This window comes from Ruegeria sp. BI7, assembly GCF_056537925.1.
This window is the reverse complement of record NZ_JBQFSK010000009.1, coordinates 134,136-148,507: the sequence shown is the minus strand read 5'-3', so window position 1 is coordinate 148,507 and position 14,372 is coordinate 134,136. Positions and strand designations below refer to the sequence as shown.

General features: G+C 54.0%; 16 protein-coding genes. 5 read left to right on the top strand and 11 right to left on the bottom strand.

What is annotated here, in order from left to right; genetic code table 11:
• Nucleotides 1-94: 94 nt before the first annotated feature.
• Nucleotides 95-1,870: an adenylate/guanylate cyclase domain-containing protein gene (locus ACR0JB_RS17850; protein ID WP_170397425.1), complete on the top strand. Its 1,776-nt coding sequence runs from the start codon at nt 95-97 to the stop codon at nt 1,868-1,870.
• Nucleotides 1,871-2,312: 442 nt separating this feature from the next.
• Here the strand turns inward: ACR0JB_RS17850 and ACR0JB_RS17845 are convergent, their stop codons facing one another.
• From ACR0JB_RS17845 to ACR0JB_RS17835, 3 genes are all read right to left on the bottom strand, one after another.
• On the bottom strand, nt 2,313-2,957 hold the full coding sequence (locus ACR0JB_RS17845; RefSeq protein WP_170507110.1) for a DNA polymerase beta superfamily protein: 645 nt from the start codon (nt 2,955-2,957) through the stop codon (nt 2,313-2,315).
• Nucleotides 2,958-3,470: 513 nt separating this feature from the next.
• Nucleotides 3,471-4,169: an MOSC domain-containing protein gene (locus ACR0JB_RS17840; RefSeq protein ID WP_480790157.1), complete on the bottom strand. Its 699-nt coding sequence runs from the start codon at nt 4,167-4,169 to the stop codon at nt 3,471-3,473.
• Nucleotides 4,166-4,711: a MarR family winged helix-turn-helix transcriptional regulator gene (locus tag ACR0JB_RS17835; protein ID WP_480790156.1), complete on the bottom strand. Its 546-nt coding sequence runs from the start codon at nt 4,709-4,711 to the stop codon at nt 4,166-4,168. Before ACR0JB_RS17835 ends, ACR0JB_RS17840 begins: the two co-directional genes overlap by 4 nt.
• Before the next feature lie 86 nt (nt 4,712-4,797).
• On the opposite strand from ACR0JB_RS17835, the gene ACR0JB_RS17830 reads away from it, so the two are divergent.
• Both ACR0JB_RS17830 and ACR0JB_RS17825 read left to right on the top strand, forming a co-directional pair.
• Entirely contained in the window at nt 4,798-5,547 is a 750-nt protein-coding gene (locus tag ACR0JB_RS17830) for a hypothetical protein (RefSeq protein WP_480790155.1), read from the top strand.
• A 58-nt stretch (nt 5,548-5,605) separates the two neighbouring features.
• Nucleotides 5,606-6,130 carry a redoxin domain-containing protein gene (locus tag ACR0JB_RS17825; RefSeq protein ID WP_480790154.1) on the top strand — a complete coding sequence of 175 codons (525 nt, stop codon included), beginning with the start codon at nt 5,606-5,608 and terminating at the stop codon, nt 6,128-6,130.
• A gap of 169 nt (nt 6,131-6,299) precedes the next feature.
• On the opposite strand, the gene ACR0JB_RS17820 is transcribed toward ACR0JB_RS17825, so the two are convergent.
• On the bottom strand, nt 6,300-7,760 hold the full coding sequence (locus tag ACR0JB_RS17820) for a catalase (protein WP_480790153.1): 1,461 nt from the start codon (nt 7,758-7,760) through the stop codon (nt 6,300-6,302).
• A gap of 96 nt (nt 7,761-7,856) precedes the next feature.
• Between ACR0JB_RS17820 and ACR0JB_RS17815 the strand changes: the two genes are divergently transcribed.
• Nucleotides 7,857-8,801, top strand: coding sequence for a hydrogen peroxide-inducible genes activator (locus tag ACR0JB_RS17815; protein ID WP_480790152.1), 945 nt, complete (start codon nt 7,857-7,859; stop codon nt 8,799-8,801).
• 85 nt (nt 8,802-8,886) lie between these two features.
• On the opposite strand, the gene ACR0JB_RS17810 is transcribed toward ACR0JB_RS17815, so the two are convergent.
• The 7 genes from ACR0JB_RS17810 to ACR0JB_RS17780 all read right to left on the bottom strand — a co-directional run bounded on the left by ACR0JB_RS17810 (nt 8,887) and on the right by ACR0JB_RS17780 (nt 13,781).
• On the bottom strand, nt 8,887-9,252 hold the full coding sequence (locus ACR0JB_RS17810) for a c-type cytochrome (protein ID WP_480790151.1): 366 nt from the start codon (nt 9,250-9,252) through the stop codon (nt 8,887-8,889).
• A 39-nt stretch (nt 9,253-9,291) separates the two neighbouring features.
• A complete protein-coding gene (locus tag ACR0JB_RS17805; RefSeq protein WP_170414554.1) occupies nt 9,292-9,615 on the bottom strand; it encodes a hypothetical protein in 324 nt (107 codons plus the stop codon).
• A 217-nt stretch (nt 9,616-9,832) separates the two neighbouring features.
• The gene (locus tag ACR0JB_RS17800) at nt 9,833-10,648 is read right to left on the bottom strand and encodes a formate/nitrite transporter family protein (protein ID WP_170553498.1); all 816 of its coding nucleotides are present in this window, start codon (nt 10,646-10,648) and stop codon (nt 9,833-9,835) included.
• 6 nt (nt 10,649-10,654) lie between these two features.
• Nucleotides 10,655-11,215, bottom strand: coding sequence for a hypothetical protein (locus ACR0JB_RS17795; protein WP_170578255.1), 561 nt, complete (start codon nt 11,213-11,215; stop codon nt 10,655-10,657).
• A complete protein-coding gene (locus tag ACR0JB_RS17790) occupies nt 11,212-11,811 on the bottom strand; it encodes an SCO family protein (protein ID WP_170578253.1) in 600 nt (199 codons plus the stop codon). Before ACR0JB_RS17790 ends, ACR0JB_RS17795 begins: the two co-directional genes overlap by 4 nt.
• The gene (locus tag ACR0JB_RS17785; protein WP_170578251.1) at nt 11,811-13,271 is read right to left on the bottom strand and encodes a cbb3-type cytochrome c oxidase subunit I; all 1,461 of its coding nucleotides are present in this window, start codon (nt 13,269-13,271) and stop codon (nt 11,811-11,813) included. Before ACR0JB_RS17785 ends, ACR0JB_RS17790 begins: the two co-directional genes overlap by 1 nt.
• Nucleotides 13,272-13,781, bottom strand: a complete 510-nt coding sequence (locus ACR0JB_RS17780; protein ID WP_170578249.1) for a cupredoxin domain-containing protein — start codon at nt 13,779-13,781, stop codon at nt 13,272-13,274.
• 106 nt (nt 13,782-13,887) lie between these two features.
• Here ACR0JB_RS17780 and ACR0JB_RS17775 point away from each other — a divergent pair, with 106 nt between their 5' ends.
• Nucleotides 13,888-14,352: an RrF2 family transcriptional regulator gene (locus tag ACR0JB_RS17775; RefSeq protein ID WP_170347428.1), complete on the top strand. Its 465-nt coding sequence runs from the start codon at nt 13,888-13,890 to the stop codon at nt 14,350-14,352.
• Nucleotides 14,353-14,372 lie beyond the last annotated feature (20 nt).

The following is a 14,372-nucleotide window of genomic DNA, read 5'->3' as shown; positions in this document are numbered from 1 at the left end:
CCATCAATGCTTTCCAGCAGCGCCTATGTCGCTTCATTCCGATCGCGTTGTCGGCCCAGCCTAGTTTCGTATATACCTATTTCTGGGAGGGGACATGTCTGGTGACGCTACAAAACGAAAGCTCACGACAATCGTGGCAGCGGATGTGGTGGAATTTAGTCGCTTGATCAGTGCCGATGAGGAAGGAACGTTAGCTTCGCTTCGCGCGCACCGAGCTGAGTTGATCGATCCGAAAATTGCTGAGCATGAGGGTCGCATCGCCAATACGGCGGGCGATAGCCTCTTGGTCGAGTTTCCGAGCGTCGTTGATGCAGTTCGCTGCATGTTGGAGATTCAATCTGGCATGGATGAGCGCAATGCTGAAATTGCGGAGAACCAGCAAATACAGCTCCGCGTAGGCATCAATGTTGGTGATGTGGTTGCCGAGGGCGAAGATCTGCTCGGCGACGGCGTCAACGTTGCCGCACGGTTGGAGGCATTGTCTGAACAGGGCGGTATCTGCCTCTCCCGCGCAGTACGCGACCAGATACGCGACCGCATGGAGATTGCACTTGAAGACTTGGGCGAGGTAGAGGTCAAAAATATTGCTCGACCGGTTAGGGTATTCCGAGTGAAGTCAAGTGTTGGTGGGGGGCCTGTAGTATCTGCGCCACTCGAGCCTGAGCAGCCATTGCCGAGTAAGCCATCCATCGCCGTTCTGCCGTTCAACAACATGAGTGGCGATCCAGAGCAAGAGTATTTCGCAGATGGAATGGTCGAAGACATTATTACGGCGCTTTCCCGGCTCGACCAGTTGTTCGTCATCGCACGCAACTCCAGCTTTACCTACAAGGGCCGATCCGTGGACGTAAGGCAGGTCTCCAAGGAACTTGGTGTGCGCTATCTGTTGGAAGGGAGTGTGCGCAAGGCGGGTGGCCGTATTCGCATCACCGGTCAGCTGATTGAGGGTGCTAGCGGTGCTCACCTGTGGGCGGACAACTTTGATGGTAGCGTCGAAGATGTGTTCGATCTGCAAGATCAAATCACCGAAAGTGTGGTTGGCGCGATAGAGCCGACGCTGCGTAAGGCCGAGATCGAACGGTCGCGAAGGATTCCACCGGAAAACCTCGATGCGTATGACCTCTATCTTCGAGCTCTACCCCATGCCTATGCCATGCAACCAGACGAAAACAGCAAAGCCTTACGTCTGCTAAACGACGCCATCGAACATGACCCAAACTATGCACCCGCGCTCGCAAATGCCGCTTGGTGTTACGAACAGCGCCTGACACGGGGGTGGGAAACGACCCAGGTCTCCGACGCGGCGACAAGCGTCGCATTGGCGCGTCGCGCGGTTGCCACCAACAGCGACGATGCCAATGCGCTGGCTACAGCCGGCTTCGTCCTGTTGATGGTTGACCGAGACTATGACGTGGGTCTGACCACGATCGATCGCGCCCTCTCCATAAACCCGAATACGGCACCGATTTCGATGTTTGCGGGTTGGGCCAACACCTTCGCTGGCAGGCCGGACATCGCCCTGACGTGCTTCCAGCGCGCACTTCAATTGAGCCCCACCGATCCCGGCAGTTTTTTCGCTCTTACCGGCACTGCGATGGCGCAGCTGCTGTCCGACCAACCTGAACAGGCATCGGAAATGGCGGGCAAGTCAATGGCTCTTAACCCGGGCTGGGACACTACCCAACTCGTTCTGGCTGCGGCATCAAGCCAGCTCGGTCGCCCGTTGGATAGCGTTGCCGCGGTTGAGAGGTTGTTGGAGATCGCCCCGGGAGCGACGGTCTCGCTATACGAAGAGCTGTTGCGATTCAAATGCAGAAGACACCTCGACGTGATACTCGACGGCCTGCGTGCGGGCGGTATGCCCGAATAAGCTAAACCATCTGCTAGTTTTGGGCAGACCCAAGGCGACTTCCGCCCATGGCCCAAAGTGACAACACGAGACATGTCGCAAATCAACCATCTTCGATAGTCAAGTTTGGTTGATTTGTCCGCGACCTGTGAATTCATGGCTTCAGATTTGCTGCACGTTTCATGAACCGCTGCTGTTCTCGCTGTTCGGCAGCTTTAAGTTTACGCCATTGCAGCGAATTTGGCGCCGCGAGCACGCGCAGCACTAATTTGACAGGTCTGGTGTGGGCTCCTTTGAGACATTCGCTGCGTCTCGCATAAGTGTCAGGTTTAAGCTCTCGGAGGGTAGGCCTTAGCTAAAAGCCATTGGACATTGCTGAACGGGTGTTATGCGCAGTGGTCTCTCGTTGAATGCTTCATCTGCCCTCATGGTTGCTAGCTTATATACCTTCGACAATGGCATTTCAGGCCGTGGCATTTTCCTTAACGATGTACAGCAGCAAGTTATTACCTTCGGCCATGAGGTCGAGGCGATCTTCGTTCTTTTTCACCACGGCTGCCCACGCCATTTGATCGTGTATGAAATCGTCAATGATCGCTATGCGTTGTCCATGGCCCATTTCCTTGGTTTTGCTTTTTAACGTCAACAGCCTGTCAATATGCCCGATGAGGTCGGGTGACAGGTTCTGATCTTTAATGAGATCATGCAGGTTCATCGGCGGCGGCGAGTGGGGTATCTGCCTGATCCACGAGATCGCCAGGGCGGGTCTCAGTATGTAGAAATACGCCTTGAAACTCACCTCCTGGCTCTCTCCAACATGCTTGTCCCACTGTTTCTGTGTCAGGTTGCGATAGTGGTGCAGACAGGATTCTCCATAGGTCGTCTTGGCCGCGAAGGCGATCAGCCGTGCACAGACCGCGTCATTCCACCTGTACCTGATAGGACTGGATAACCTTTCCAACATCACAGGGTTAGGTTTGATCAACAAACCAAGCGCTTTACGAATATCCCACCCGTTTATGTCCCAATCGCCCTCAATGGGCAGGTCGATAAAATCACGACCGGGCTCAAGGCGCGGCCTTCCCCCTCGGGCAACCCTATTAGACAAAACCGTGTCCTCGGCCGCGCCTGCGGGCCGCACCACTATTGTCGAATAGCATTGCCTCGCCCCCATCCACGTTCGCCACGTGGCAGATCAGCAGGAACAGGCGCCTTGAGCGTCTGATCTGCAAATCAGCCCTGATTTTCCCAAAAGGAAGTCAGGATCAATGAAATCGGTTTAGGTGCTGGATGAAGGAAGTGAGGCGAAAATGGCAAGGTTCTGTCGCTGGTGGCAGAACTATGTGTCGCCTTACAAGGAAATGTGGAACGTCACTTATCTTTGACTCAATCGACGGCCAAAACCTCAAGAAAAGTTCAAATCGCATCATTCAATTCTGACCCAAACGTCAAGCATTTCTGGACCAAGGCGATTAATAGCATTTCATCGATGCTGAAGTTGATGTCTCATTTCTTGCCTGCTCCACCCAGCGACTGACAAACGCGGATTTAACCATCATAGAGTTGAGAAGGTTACTAAGTTCGAGGAAATTTCATCACGACTGAACGCGCGTTGGGTGTCTTATCCGGTGCCTCCAAGCCTTGCCGATGTATCCTCCTTGGCATTGCCTTCAGCCATTCGACTAAAGGCTTGTCGCCAACCCTCAGCAAGTTCTTCCATCTGAGACAAAACCTCGGCATCATCCGGCAGAATGCGACGAGTCAACCGTGCGCGTGTAACAGCCAATACAGACCAATTGGGATTTGGCCTTTCAGACAAGGTGATCCGATCACCGGCGCCAACTTCGCCAGGTTCGAGTACACGATAGTACCATCCGGTTCGGCCCGTCTTCTGAAACTGGTTCGGCATTTCCTTTCGCCCGGTATGTAGTCCAAGTTTCCAGCACGGCTGCCGCCCTTGGCTAATTTGAACTACCGCCGTCCCGAGTGACAGGATGTCCCCGATGCAGAGGTTTTCCTCGGTCAGCCCCGTTGTTGAAATGTTCTCACCAAACGCCGCTGGTATTGTGCCGGGTGCCATTAGGCCCTCTGCTTGCCAGGCTGAATAGTGATCAAGTGCATAATGATGGATGGCTTTGTCTTCGCCACCATGCACGGTCAGATCCGCTTGAGCGTCCCCGGAAAATCCAAGCGAGGTAATAGCTTGCCGCCCGTTCACCCGGTCTTTCTGAATGGCCGACGAGGGTTTACCTTCCCAGCGATCTCTGATGGCTCCAAGGAAAATGCCGTCGATGTTTGCCGACAGTTCAGGATGGTTCATCTGGCTTCCTCGTGCTCAATGCAGATCTTGTCTTTTTCGCCGGGCTCCAGTGAGACGCCCAATAACTTGCAAAAACCGCTGTTTGTCGTGTCGTCATGATGAGTGCAGGATTTGCACTGGCCGAAGGATCGGCCTCCATTTGCGGCCAAAGCCAGACTGAGGCTGCGCATCAGCCCCTGCTCAAGTAAGGCTAGGTTTTCCGCAGGCATGTCTCCAATTGCCTGAGCAACAGGATTTGGCTGACGTACGATCTCGGCCCCTTCTTTTGTGAGTTCGTAGGAAATCGACCGCTGATCGTGTTCTTTGCGGTGCTCTTCTACATAGCCTTTGCGCGCCAAAGCCTTGAGCGTCTGTGACATCGTTCCACGGGTTGTACCGATGTATTCTGCGACATGCGACGGCGAGCGCGAGAACATGTTCGCCTCTGCTAGGTACTCGAGCGCCATCCTCTGAGTCGGGTTCAGATCTCCCGCCCATCCTTCGGACGCATCAATCCGGGCCAGACGGTTGATCAGTGTGCGTATGCGATGATCAGTGTTCATAACGCTTTTAGTAGCGACTCGAAATTATAGTTGCAATATATTTCTCATTATAGTAGCGACTCGCTATCTTTTAATTGGAGGCACCCATGAAACTTTCAACGCTCACTTCTACTTTCGCTCTGCTCATCGGCAGCACAGCTTTTGCTGATGGAAGCCATGCCATTCATCAGGATGGCGCGATCATATCTTCTGCTGACGCCAGTAAAGTCGCGGATTTTGACATTCTGGCCGCGCACGCGCACCGCAATGGAAACACGGTCACTTTTCACATGACAACGAATGGATCTGCTGGCACCTCGGTTCCGGCGGCAACCGGAGAGGTCGGTGGTTCAGACGTCTGGTCATATGTCTGGCCTACGTCTCTGGACCCTTCGGCCGTTGGGTTCGAAGGCGGCACAGGCATCCTTGCAATGGCCGCAACCAGTCATCCAGATTTTGATGACACACCGCTTTTTGACGAGAACGGTGACGGAGATCCGGCCAATGACGGCATCGAATGGCACAGCCATTGGGTTGTCTTGACCCCGACCGAAGCGTGCGGACCCGACGCGCTTGCCGTACGTGACATCCCCGAAGGTTCCACACCCAAGCTACCTGCGACATGGCCTGGATTCCCGATCTTTCTGGACAGCCCAGGGTTTACACCGCTGTTCGACGGGCCCGAAATCTCGGTGAACGCAGGCTTCGCCAGCGACGTCGAACTGGAAGGTGTCGCTTACGATGGCGTCACTTCGGCCTTGCGTGTGAACGCTAATATCCATGCTCCCTTGCTGTGCGTCACAGATGTTTTTGACGTCGCATCTGGCGAACTGAGCCTGCCGGGCAAGATTCACTAACATTCGATTGCGCAGCCGCCGAACCCACGGCGGCTGCCTGCTACTGAGGACAAAGAAAATGCAAGCACCAGAGTTAGACGTCACGGAATGGTTCAACACAGACACGCCCCTGACCCTAGATAACCTAAAAGGACGGGTTGTCGTCATTGAGGCCTTTCAAATGCTTTGCCCAGGATGTGTCCTGCACGGTATTCCCTTGGCGCAGTCGATTCAGAGGACGTTTCCTGAAGAGAAGGTAGCCGTAATTGGCCTGCACACCGTGTTCGAGCATCACAACGCTATGACACCGGTGTCTTTGCAAGCTTTCCTGCATGAATATCGCATCACGTTCCCTGTCGGCGTGGACAAACAGGGCGCAGGACCGTTGCCAATCACGATGTCTCGCTTTGGCATGCGCGGCACACCAAGCCTTGTCCTTTTAGATCAGGCGGGGCAGATCGTTGCGCATCACCTTGGTCAGGTTTCGGAACTTCAATTGGGGTCCGAGATTGGCAGTCTTCTGACACAGGAGGTCGTGTCGACCAAAGGCGGCACCGTCACTGTTGATCAAAGCGAATGCAAACCAGGTAGCTGCAATGTGTGATCGGGCCAAGGTGCCCACATATGGAAATCGTTTTTTCCAAGCGCCATCGCCAAACCGTAGTTTTGTCTTACACGGCGACGAAAAGCCCAAAAACACCAAACGGTGCTCGCTACCCAACAACCCACAGCGTCAGGCAAGTCCCAAAAGATCGGGGACTTGCCAATTGTTTTTATGCCAGGTCTACACACTCGATGCTCAAACCAAGCGCGCTTGCCACACCGGCACCATAACCAGGATCGGCCTTGAGACAGTTCGATATGTGACGGATCTGAATTTCCTTCCTTGCAGCGCCAATCGCGCGGGCTGTGTTTGCGAACAACACTTTTTGCTGCTCCGGCGTCATCAGGCGGAACAAATCACCGGGTTGCGTGAAATAGTCATCATCCTCGCGGTGGTTCCAATGATCCGCAGCACCTTTGATGGACAAAGGTGGTTCGGAGAAATCCAGTTGCTCGGACCATTCGCCATGCATATTGGGTTCATAGCCAATCCGAGATCCGGCATTGCCGTCGACCCTCATCGCTCCATCACGATGGTAGGAATGATACGGGCAACGCGGCGCATTCACGGGGATCTGGGAATGGTTGACACCCAACCGATACCGCTGAGTGTCGCCATAGGAAAACAGACGTCCTTGCAGCATTTTGTCCGGCGAAAAGCTGATACCAGGTACAATTGTAGAAGGCGCAAAGGCCGCCTGTTCCACTTCGGCAAAGTAGTTCTCGGGGTTGCGGTTCAATTCCAGCTCGCCAACCTCAATCAGCGGATAGTCCCCATGCGGCCAAACCTTGGTCAGATCAAATGGGTTGAGGTGGTATGTATCCGCATCCTTCTCTGGCATGACTTGGACGTAGAGCGTCCATTTGGGAAAATCACCGTCTTCGATAGCATCATAAAGATCACGCTGATGGCTTTCACGGTCACCAGAGATGATTTGCGCGGCTTCTTCGTTGGTAAGGTTTTTGATCCCCTGCTGGGTTTTGAAATGGAATTTGACCCAGAACCGTTCGCTGTCCGAATTGATAAAGCTGAATGTGTGGCTGCCAAAGCCGTGCATGTGCCGGTAGGTTGCGGGAATGCCGCGATCAGACATAACAATCGTCACCTGAAGCAAAGCTTCGGGAAGGCTGGTCCAGAAGTCCCAGTTGTTATCCGCACTGCGCATGTTGGTCCGCGGATCGCGTTTGACCGCGTGGTTAAGATCGGGAAACTTCAACGGGTCGCGAAGAAAAAACACTGGAGTGTTATTGCCCACCAGATCCCAGTTTCCTTCCTCGGTGTAAAACTTGACTGCAAAGCCGCGAATGTCCCGTTCCGCGTCCGCCGCACCGCGTTCTCCTGCAACGGTCGAAAAGCGCAGGAAGAGATCCGTCATCTTGCCAACATCAGAGAACAATTTGGCGCGTGTATAGCGTGTGATGTCGTGGGTCACTGTGAATGTACCGTAAGCGCCAGACCCTTTGGCATGCATCCGGCGTTCGGGGATCACTTCGCGATCAAAATGAGCCATCTTCTCGAGAAACCAGACATCCTGAAGCAGCGCAGGACCACGCGGCCCCGCCGTCAGAGTGTTTTGGTTGTCGGGCACTGGCGCGCCAAATGCGGTGGTCAGTTTCGGCTTGCTGGTCATGTCAATCTCCTGAGTTGGTATTGGCAGAACAAAACCGAAAACCGCCGAATTACTCCAACTTATATAAATTATCCGATCGATAATCAGAGGTGATGCATGGCAAGAAGAACCTCGGTTGCCGGTCTTTCACTCAGAGATCTTGAGTACATTCAAAGCATTGCCGAAGAAGGTCATTTTGGCCGAGCAGCTGATATCTGTGGGGTCTCACAACCTGCAATCAGCCAACAGGTATTGAAGCTAGAGGCCCGACTTGGATTTTCGATTTTCGAACGTCAGGGCAGGCATGTCTCTTTGACGCAAAATGGCCGGATAGTCCTGCAAAAAGCAGAAATCCTTCTGACCGAGGCCCGTGAGCTGTTGGAATTGTCGCTGAGCCTGAGTGACAATCTGGAAGGTGATTTGAAGTTTGGTGTACTTCCGACCCTTGGTCCTTACTTATTGCCGCTCATCCTCAAGTCACTCAAAGCCGCTTATCCCAAGTTAAGGCTGTCACTGTTCGAAGAACCCACGCATGTTCTTGAAGAGATGCTCACCAATCGGGCGCTGGACGCTGCGCTGATCGCAACTAACCCGAATCAGCCTGCACTAAGTGCGCTTGAGCTGTTTCATGAACCATTTGTTTTTGCCTGTCCCAAGGATCTGGATCTCAAACCCAATGAAAAGGTTCGTTGGTCCAAGGTTTTGTCCTCACAGCTCGTTCTACTTTCTCAAGAACACTGTCTACGGGATCAGACCGTTGCGTTTTGCGACCGGATTGACCGACCAGGACAAAGAGTGGCCAGCAGTCTTGAGATGCTCCGGCAAATGGTCGCGCTAGGAGAGGGTTGCGCGCTTTTTCCGGCATTGTCTGTGAGTGGCCCCGACCGTTTCGGCGGCCTAGCAACAACACATCCCATTGCGGATGGGGTGTTTGGCCGTTCTATCAGGCTGGCATGGCGCGACAGTGACCCACGCACGGGATCGCTTGAACATTTCGGGACTTTCATTCAGACCCTTATGACTGCCCCGGAAATGGCGCGGTATTTGATCGGAAAAGCTTAGAGCCTGACCAACCACGGAAAAGGCAATTTAGCGTTTCTTTGAGGGCAAGCGTGCAAGTCATCATCAAAGAAACGCCGTTGGTCTGTCACTGCAGGGATTCCAGATAAGCCAGCAGGTCTGAGATTTGCTCCTGTTTCTTTATTCCGGGAAAGGACATCTTCGTGCCCGGCAGGTACTTTTTGGGAGACGCTAGGAACCCGGATAAGTGTTCTTCATCCCAAACAAATCCGGCTTCCCCCATCGCTGTTGAGTATATGTAACCATCAACAGCGCCAGCTTCTCGGCCCCAAACACCAAACATCGTTGGGCCCACTTTTTTCTTACCTTCGTCAACTGCATGACATGCGGCACATTTTTTGAAAACTTTTTCGCCTGCCGCCGCGTCGCCTTCTGCGGCAACGCTTTGAGCACCCGCCAGCGCTATTGTTACAGCCACAAGAATACCTCGCATGAGATCATCCCTTCCTTTTGATTGCAGATAGTTGAGAATTCAGGTTTGGACCGAAACTGCAGTCGGTCTTGCTTTTCGGAACAGGCTTCTCATTTCCCGAATGCCAGCCCAAAAAAGAAAACCGATCTTCAGAAATTCAGACGCGACGTAGAGCAGATGCAATGAACTGTCCTCGACTGGTTGACCCGCGATGATCAAAAGCGTCCGCGCGTTCAGCAAAGGAAGGAGCCAAAGCCTTTGAAATCCGAACACGCAGAGCGCGACAATTAATGACAACGACGGTTTCTGCCGGAACGACAGAAGAAGAAGTGCAATCAGTAGCGTGCAAAACGCCTCGAATACGCCAATCCACAGGAATTGCATCCGCCCAACGTCCAAGGCGACCGGCAATGTCAATGACGGGGCTTGGAACTTGGCCGGAGCCGCTATCAAGTTACCGCAAACTGCGGCGCCCATCCAAATAGAGATAGTCGCAATCAGTGCAATGCGGGCGGCCTCAAAAAGAGGCTCGGCATGGGACTGTCGGTTTTTTGAGACAGAGATTTTGACAGGTTGTGTCACGCTCATGATCGCGCCCTCACTAGACAGGGTGTTTGGTTGACGCGTGTGTTGCGGCGCCCTTAACCGTGGGTTTAGAAGCCGCTCGCCAGTAGCCGTAGCCCATGATCCCGGCACCGGCGAATGCGTTGCCCAAGGTGACATACGTCAAATTGTGGGCGGCTCCGGCCAGGGTGATGCTGTCGGGGTGATCTGAGATCAGCGCCAGTGAAAACACGGTCATGTTCGCAACGCTGTGTTCAAACCCCGCAGCAATAAATGCATAAAGACACCAGAAGATGACGATGCATTTGGTAACGTCGTCTTTTGCGCGAGCCGAACACCACAAGGCAAGACAAACCAGCCAATTGCACAGGATCGCTTTGGCGAACAGCTCCAACTCGGTGCCGTGCATCTTCTTGATGGCCACCTTATAAAGCAAAGCCTCTTCGCCTGCCCCTAAAATAAGTCCACCACCGCCTGCGACGAACAGCAACGCCAGCAATATGGCCCCGATCAGATTTCCTGCCCAACTGACCAACCAGCAGCGCAGCACATCCCACCAAGCAATACTTTTGGCCAGCAATCCGTGCGTCATGTACATGGTGTGACCAGTGAACAGCTCGGCCCCTGCAAAAACCACAAGGGTCAAGGCGATACCGAAGCTGGCCCCCATGACGATGGGACGGATGGATGGATCCGCACCCTGACCAACAGAAAAGATCAGCAAGATGCCCGCCCCAACAAACGCCCCGGCTTTTAAAGCGAGGATCAGAAAGGCAATTGGATCTGCACGCAGGTTGACGCCTTTCTCTTGCGCCAGTTCTGCGAACCCAATGACTGTGTCAGCATAGGTCATTTCGTATTACACTCCACAGCTTGCGCAGCCGGTCGCGTTCGACCTTTGGCCACTTGGATTTCCAAACAGGATCGGGATAGCCCAGAGACAGGCCAAGCATGCAGCGAGGTAGAGAAAGGCAATGCCCAGATCCTTCTGAGCCGAGACCAGGTAGGAGTTGCAAATCCTGACCGGCGCATGCGTATACAGAAAACCCAGCACACCCAGCATCGACAGCGCATTCGCCTTCAGAAATCCGCGAAGCACCGGGCCCAGCCAGGGCCATGACAGCCTCAGCGGTGCCCCCAACAGCAAAGGCAAGCTCAGATATTTGGCAATTTCCCCTGTCGGCGTCAGAGCCCAATCAACGTTTCTTGGCAGCATCCAGAACAGAAAGACGGCCAAAGCCACAAGCAGCAAAGGAACAGCCCATTCACGCCGGACCTGCCTGTTCCAAGCCAACAACACCCCGGCCATTACCAGCAATGGCATCTGCACCAAGGTATGCTGGATCGGACTTTCAACAACCGCATAGCGAAGTGCAACGGCCTCGGCAGAAGCCAGGAAGGCCAAACCAAGCAACTTCATGAGCTGCGCTCCTCCAAATGGGTCAGAACATCGTCGATCGCATCGGTGTCAAACACCGCCGAAAAGCGGCCGTCGCTTTCAATCACATGGATTGCGGCATTGTGCTGAAACCCGCCCCATTCATCGGGAATGACAGTCACGTCAAAAAGCTTCAACAATGCCGGCAACTCTTCTGGCCTCGGCCGCGCGACGGTCCACATTTTTCCGTCCGCCTCATGGGCTTCCCCGTAAACCGTCATCTGCTCGGGCGTGTCTCGCTTAGGATCAAAACTGACCGAGATCATCCGGACGGGCTCTCCACGCTGTTCCAATTGATCTCGGATCTCGGCAAAGTCTGCGCCTGCAATCTGGCAGATGTCGCCGCACACGGTGTAGATGAACTCGACCAAAACCACCTCCTCCCCTTGCGGCAACAGGGGCATCAACTGACCTGACATGTCTTCCAGTTGCAGGGCTGGAACTGGGCGTGGTGCGCGCACCACGTCCAATCTCCGAGCGGCTTCGCTGGTGAAAGCCTGCCCTCCATCTGTGGCATGCCAGAGAGTTCCCAAGCCGATGCTCGCGACCAGAACCGAGGGAAGAGCGCGCGCAATCATCAGCTGTCACTCCGCCCAAGACGCAGCACAAAGCGCAGAACAAAGAGCAATGTTCCCAATACGACCAGCACGCCGAACAAGGTGCCAATACGGTCATGGGTCAGCCATTCTTCGTAGTGCACTGCCCAGCGACGCGGGATTGAAGCCGCGCCAGAGAAGAGAAACACTGTCACAAACCCAGCGGCGCCTGCGAGGTAGGTCACAAAAGCGACCCGGTCCAACCCGCTCATCTGGGCGATGGTTTTGCCTCGGACCAGCCAGGCCATGAACCCAAAGGCCATCGCCACTTCGCCCAGCAGCAGATAGGTGTGGAAATGCCCCGGGACCCACATTGTATTGTGCATCACTTTGTTCACACTGATCATCCCGTCGATTGACGCGGGGATTGAGCCGACCGACCAGCCTGCCACGGACAAAACCAGCAGTGAAGACGTCAGATCCCAGGTCATTTTCGAACCGCGCACATAGAGGAACGTAGAGAATGCCGTGACCGCGATGAGGGGAATGCCGCTGAAGTATGAGACCAGTTGCCCGGCCACCAGCATCCAGGGTGGCATCACCACATCCTGAAGCAGATGGTGCCAGTAAACAGCCATCACGAAGATCAGAACTGCATTCCAGGCAATCGCAAACAGGCGGTTCGATTTCCACGGTTTGCCGGTGTATTCCGGCAGGATTTCATACACCGCAGTGACGGCCATGTAGATTGAGGCATTGATGAAAACGTGGCCAAAGAAATAGATCAGGTTCTTGGCCAACAGCGCGTTTACTTCAAAACCCGGCACCAGCAGGTGGACAAGGCTCGCCACCAATACTGCCGCACCTAGGACTATCCCGATCGAATTGAAAATAGTCACGGCCGTCGCAGCGATGATGGTTGGCGGCGGAGGGTTTTTGTCCTCTCGCCCAAGGATCAGGTTCCAGCCCAGAGCGCGTAAAAGGCTGCCATAACGGGCATGAATCTGACGACCGAGCTCCAGATAATACAGCAGAAAGCCAACGCCGATCGAAACATATCCAAGCTTGAACGCAGCAGCCGCGCCCGCTTCCCACGCTCCCCCTGACATCGCGGGCAAGGGAAACAGGAATGTCCATGCGCCGCCATATCCGCCGATGAAGATCGAGCCAAAGATCAGGACGACGCCCAGCAGAAACAAAGCAAGGAAAGCCCAAAAGATTCCAGCCGTCAGAACGATATGACGCCCGCAAAAATGCCACATGATTGCGGCGCCAGACAGTGCAGCTGTACCAACCATTCCGGCGCCATGGGCCGTCAGCAACTGGTAAAACAAAGCCGGATCCACTTCGATCCATTGGCCCTGCGCAGCACGCATGATCAGACCAAAGACCATCATCAAGGCAAAGACCGCGCCTGAGAGGATCATGGTAAGCTTGACTGCCCCAGCCTGGGGTTCAGTGACGATTGATTTTTCCGCGACAAGTTCAGATACAGCGCTCATTTAGTCCTCCACCGCGACGACTTCGAATTCGTTGACCATGTCCTGATGCGCCACCCCGCAGAACTCCATGCACAGGACTTGGTAAGTGCCGGGCTCATCGAACGTGTAAGAAACTTCGGTTGTGTAACCGGGGATCACCTGGACTTGCGTCAGAAGGCGGAGGTCTGAAGTGTAAATGCCCAATCCGTGGGTAACATCTTCGGTCGTGGCGCTAAAATTGATGGGCGTTCCAACAGGGATCTCAACTGTGTCGATATCCCACCACCACTGCCCGCTGGTGATGGAAACGGTGATGGCATCTTCTGTACTGGCCAAAGCGTGCGGCCATGGTCGCAATGAACTGACTGCCACGATTACTCCAACAATCGTCATTGCCCAGATCAAGCCCGCACGCTTCGAGTTGGCATTGGGTCCTGCTTCCGCCCCGTTCGAGGCGCGCGCGGCCTTCCAGAAGACAAGTGACAGCACTGCCATCAGGATCAGCGAGATCAAAAGTACAACAGGCTGCATGAGCCATCTCCTTTATTAAGCATTTTAAATGCCTATTATAAAGACCAGAAAAAGATGTCAACAAAATAGGCATTTTCAAAGCCTATTTTTTATGAGAAATATAACTATGCAAATTACCAAGTTTTCCGACTATGCCTTGCGCATCCTGATCCACCTTGCCACCCACGAAGAGGGGTTGATGTCGACCCGCGAGATTGCGGCTATGCAAAACTTGCCCTTCAATCACCTGGCCAAGATCTCCCAGTGGCTCACACACGAGGGCTACGTAGAATCCGTTCGTGGACGCAACGGTGGAATGCGAATGGCCTTGCCTCCCAATGCGATCTCGATTGGCGGCCTGCTGCGAAAATCCGAACGCGGCACCCCTTTGGTTGAGTGTATGAAAGAAGACGGCGGCTGTTGTGTGATGACGCCTGCCTGTGGGTTGCTGCCAATCCTGACTGAAGCTCAGGAGGCGTTTTTTACTGCCTTGGACAGCAAGACATTGCAGGATGTTTTGGAAGGAAATCGCGGAATGAAAAACCTGATCCGAGCGCTAGAAGTTAGTCATGCGCTGGCTTCAGATCATTAATACGCAAATTGAAATCGTAT

What these genes read in the sequence shown, in the direction of transcription:
- ACR0JB_RS17850 (WP_170397425.1), top strand. Translation starts at nt 95, where the DNA reads ATGTCTGGTGACGCTACAAAACGAAAGCTCACGACAATCGTGGCAGCG.
- ACR0JB_RS17840 (WP_480790157.1), bottom strand. Translation starts at nt 4,169, where the DNA reads ATGAACCATCCTGAACTGTCGGCAAACATCGACGGCATTTTCCTTGGA.
- ACR0JB_RS17835 (WP_480790156.1), bottom strand. Translation starts at nt 4,711, where the DNA reads ATGAACACTGATCATCGCATACGCACACTGATCAACCGTCTGGCCCGG.
- ACR0JB_RS17830 (WP_480790155.1), top strand. Translation starts at nt 4,798, where the DNA reads ATGAAACTTTCAACGCTCACTTCTACTTTCGCTCTGCTCATCGGCAGC.
- ACR0JB_RS17825 (WP_480790154.1), top strand. Translation starts at nt 5,606, where the DNA reads ATGCAAGCACCAGAGTTAGACGTCACGGAATGGTTCAACACAGACACG.
- ACR0JB_RS17820 (WP_480790153.1), bottom strand. Translation starts at nt 7,760, where the DNA reads ATGACCAGCAAGCCGAAACTGACCACCGCATTTGGCGCGCCAGTGCCC.
- ACR0JB_RS17815 (WP_480790152.1), top strand. Translation starts at nt 7,857, where the DNA reads ATGGCAAGAAGAACCTCGGTTGCCGGTCTTTCACTCAGAGATCTTGAG.
- ACR0JB_RS17810 (WP_480790151.1), bottom strand. Translation starts at nt 9,252, where the DNA reads ATGCGAGGTATTCTTGTGGCTGTAACAATAGCGCTGGCGGGTGCTCAA.
- ACR0JB_RS17805 (WP_170414554.1), bottom strand. Translation starts at nt 9,615, where the DNA reads ATGCAATTCCTGTGGATTGGCGTATTCGAGGCGTTTTGCACGCTACTG.
- ACR0JB_RS17800 (WP_170553498.1), bottom strand. Translation starts at nt 10,648, where the DNA reads ATGACCTATGCTGACACAGTCATTGGGTTCGCAGAACTGGCGCAAGAG.
- ACR0JB_RS17795 (WP_170578255.1), bottom strand. Translation starts at nt 11,215, where the DNA reads ATGAAGTTGCTTGGTTTGGCCTTCCTGGCTTCTGCCGAGGCCGTTGCA.
- ACR0JB_RS17790 (WP_170578253.1), bottom strand. Translation starts at nt 11,811, where the DNA reads ATGATTGCGCGCGCTCTTCCCTCGGTTCTGGTCGCGAGCATCGGCTTG.
- ACR0JB_RS17785 (WP_170578251.1), bottom strand. Translation starts at nt 13,271, where the DNA reads ATGAGCGCTGTATCTGAACTTGTCGCGGAAAAATCAATCGTCACTGAA.
- ACR0JB_RS17780 (WP_170578249.1), bottom strand. Translation starts at nt 13,781, where the DNA reads ATGCAGCCTGTTGTACTTTTGATCTCGCTGATCCTGATGGCAGTGCTG.
- ACR0JB_RS17775 (WP_170347428.1), top strand. Translation starts at nt 13,888, where the DNA reads ATGCAAATTACCAAGTTTTCCGACTATGCCTTGCGCATCCTGATCCAC.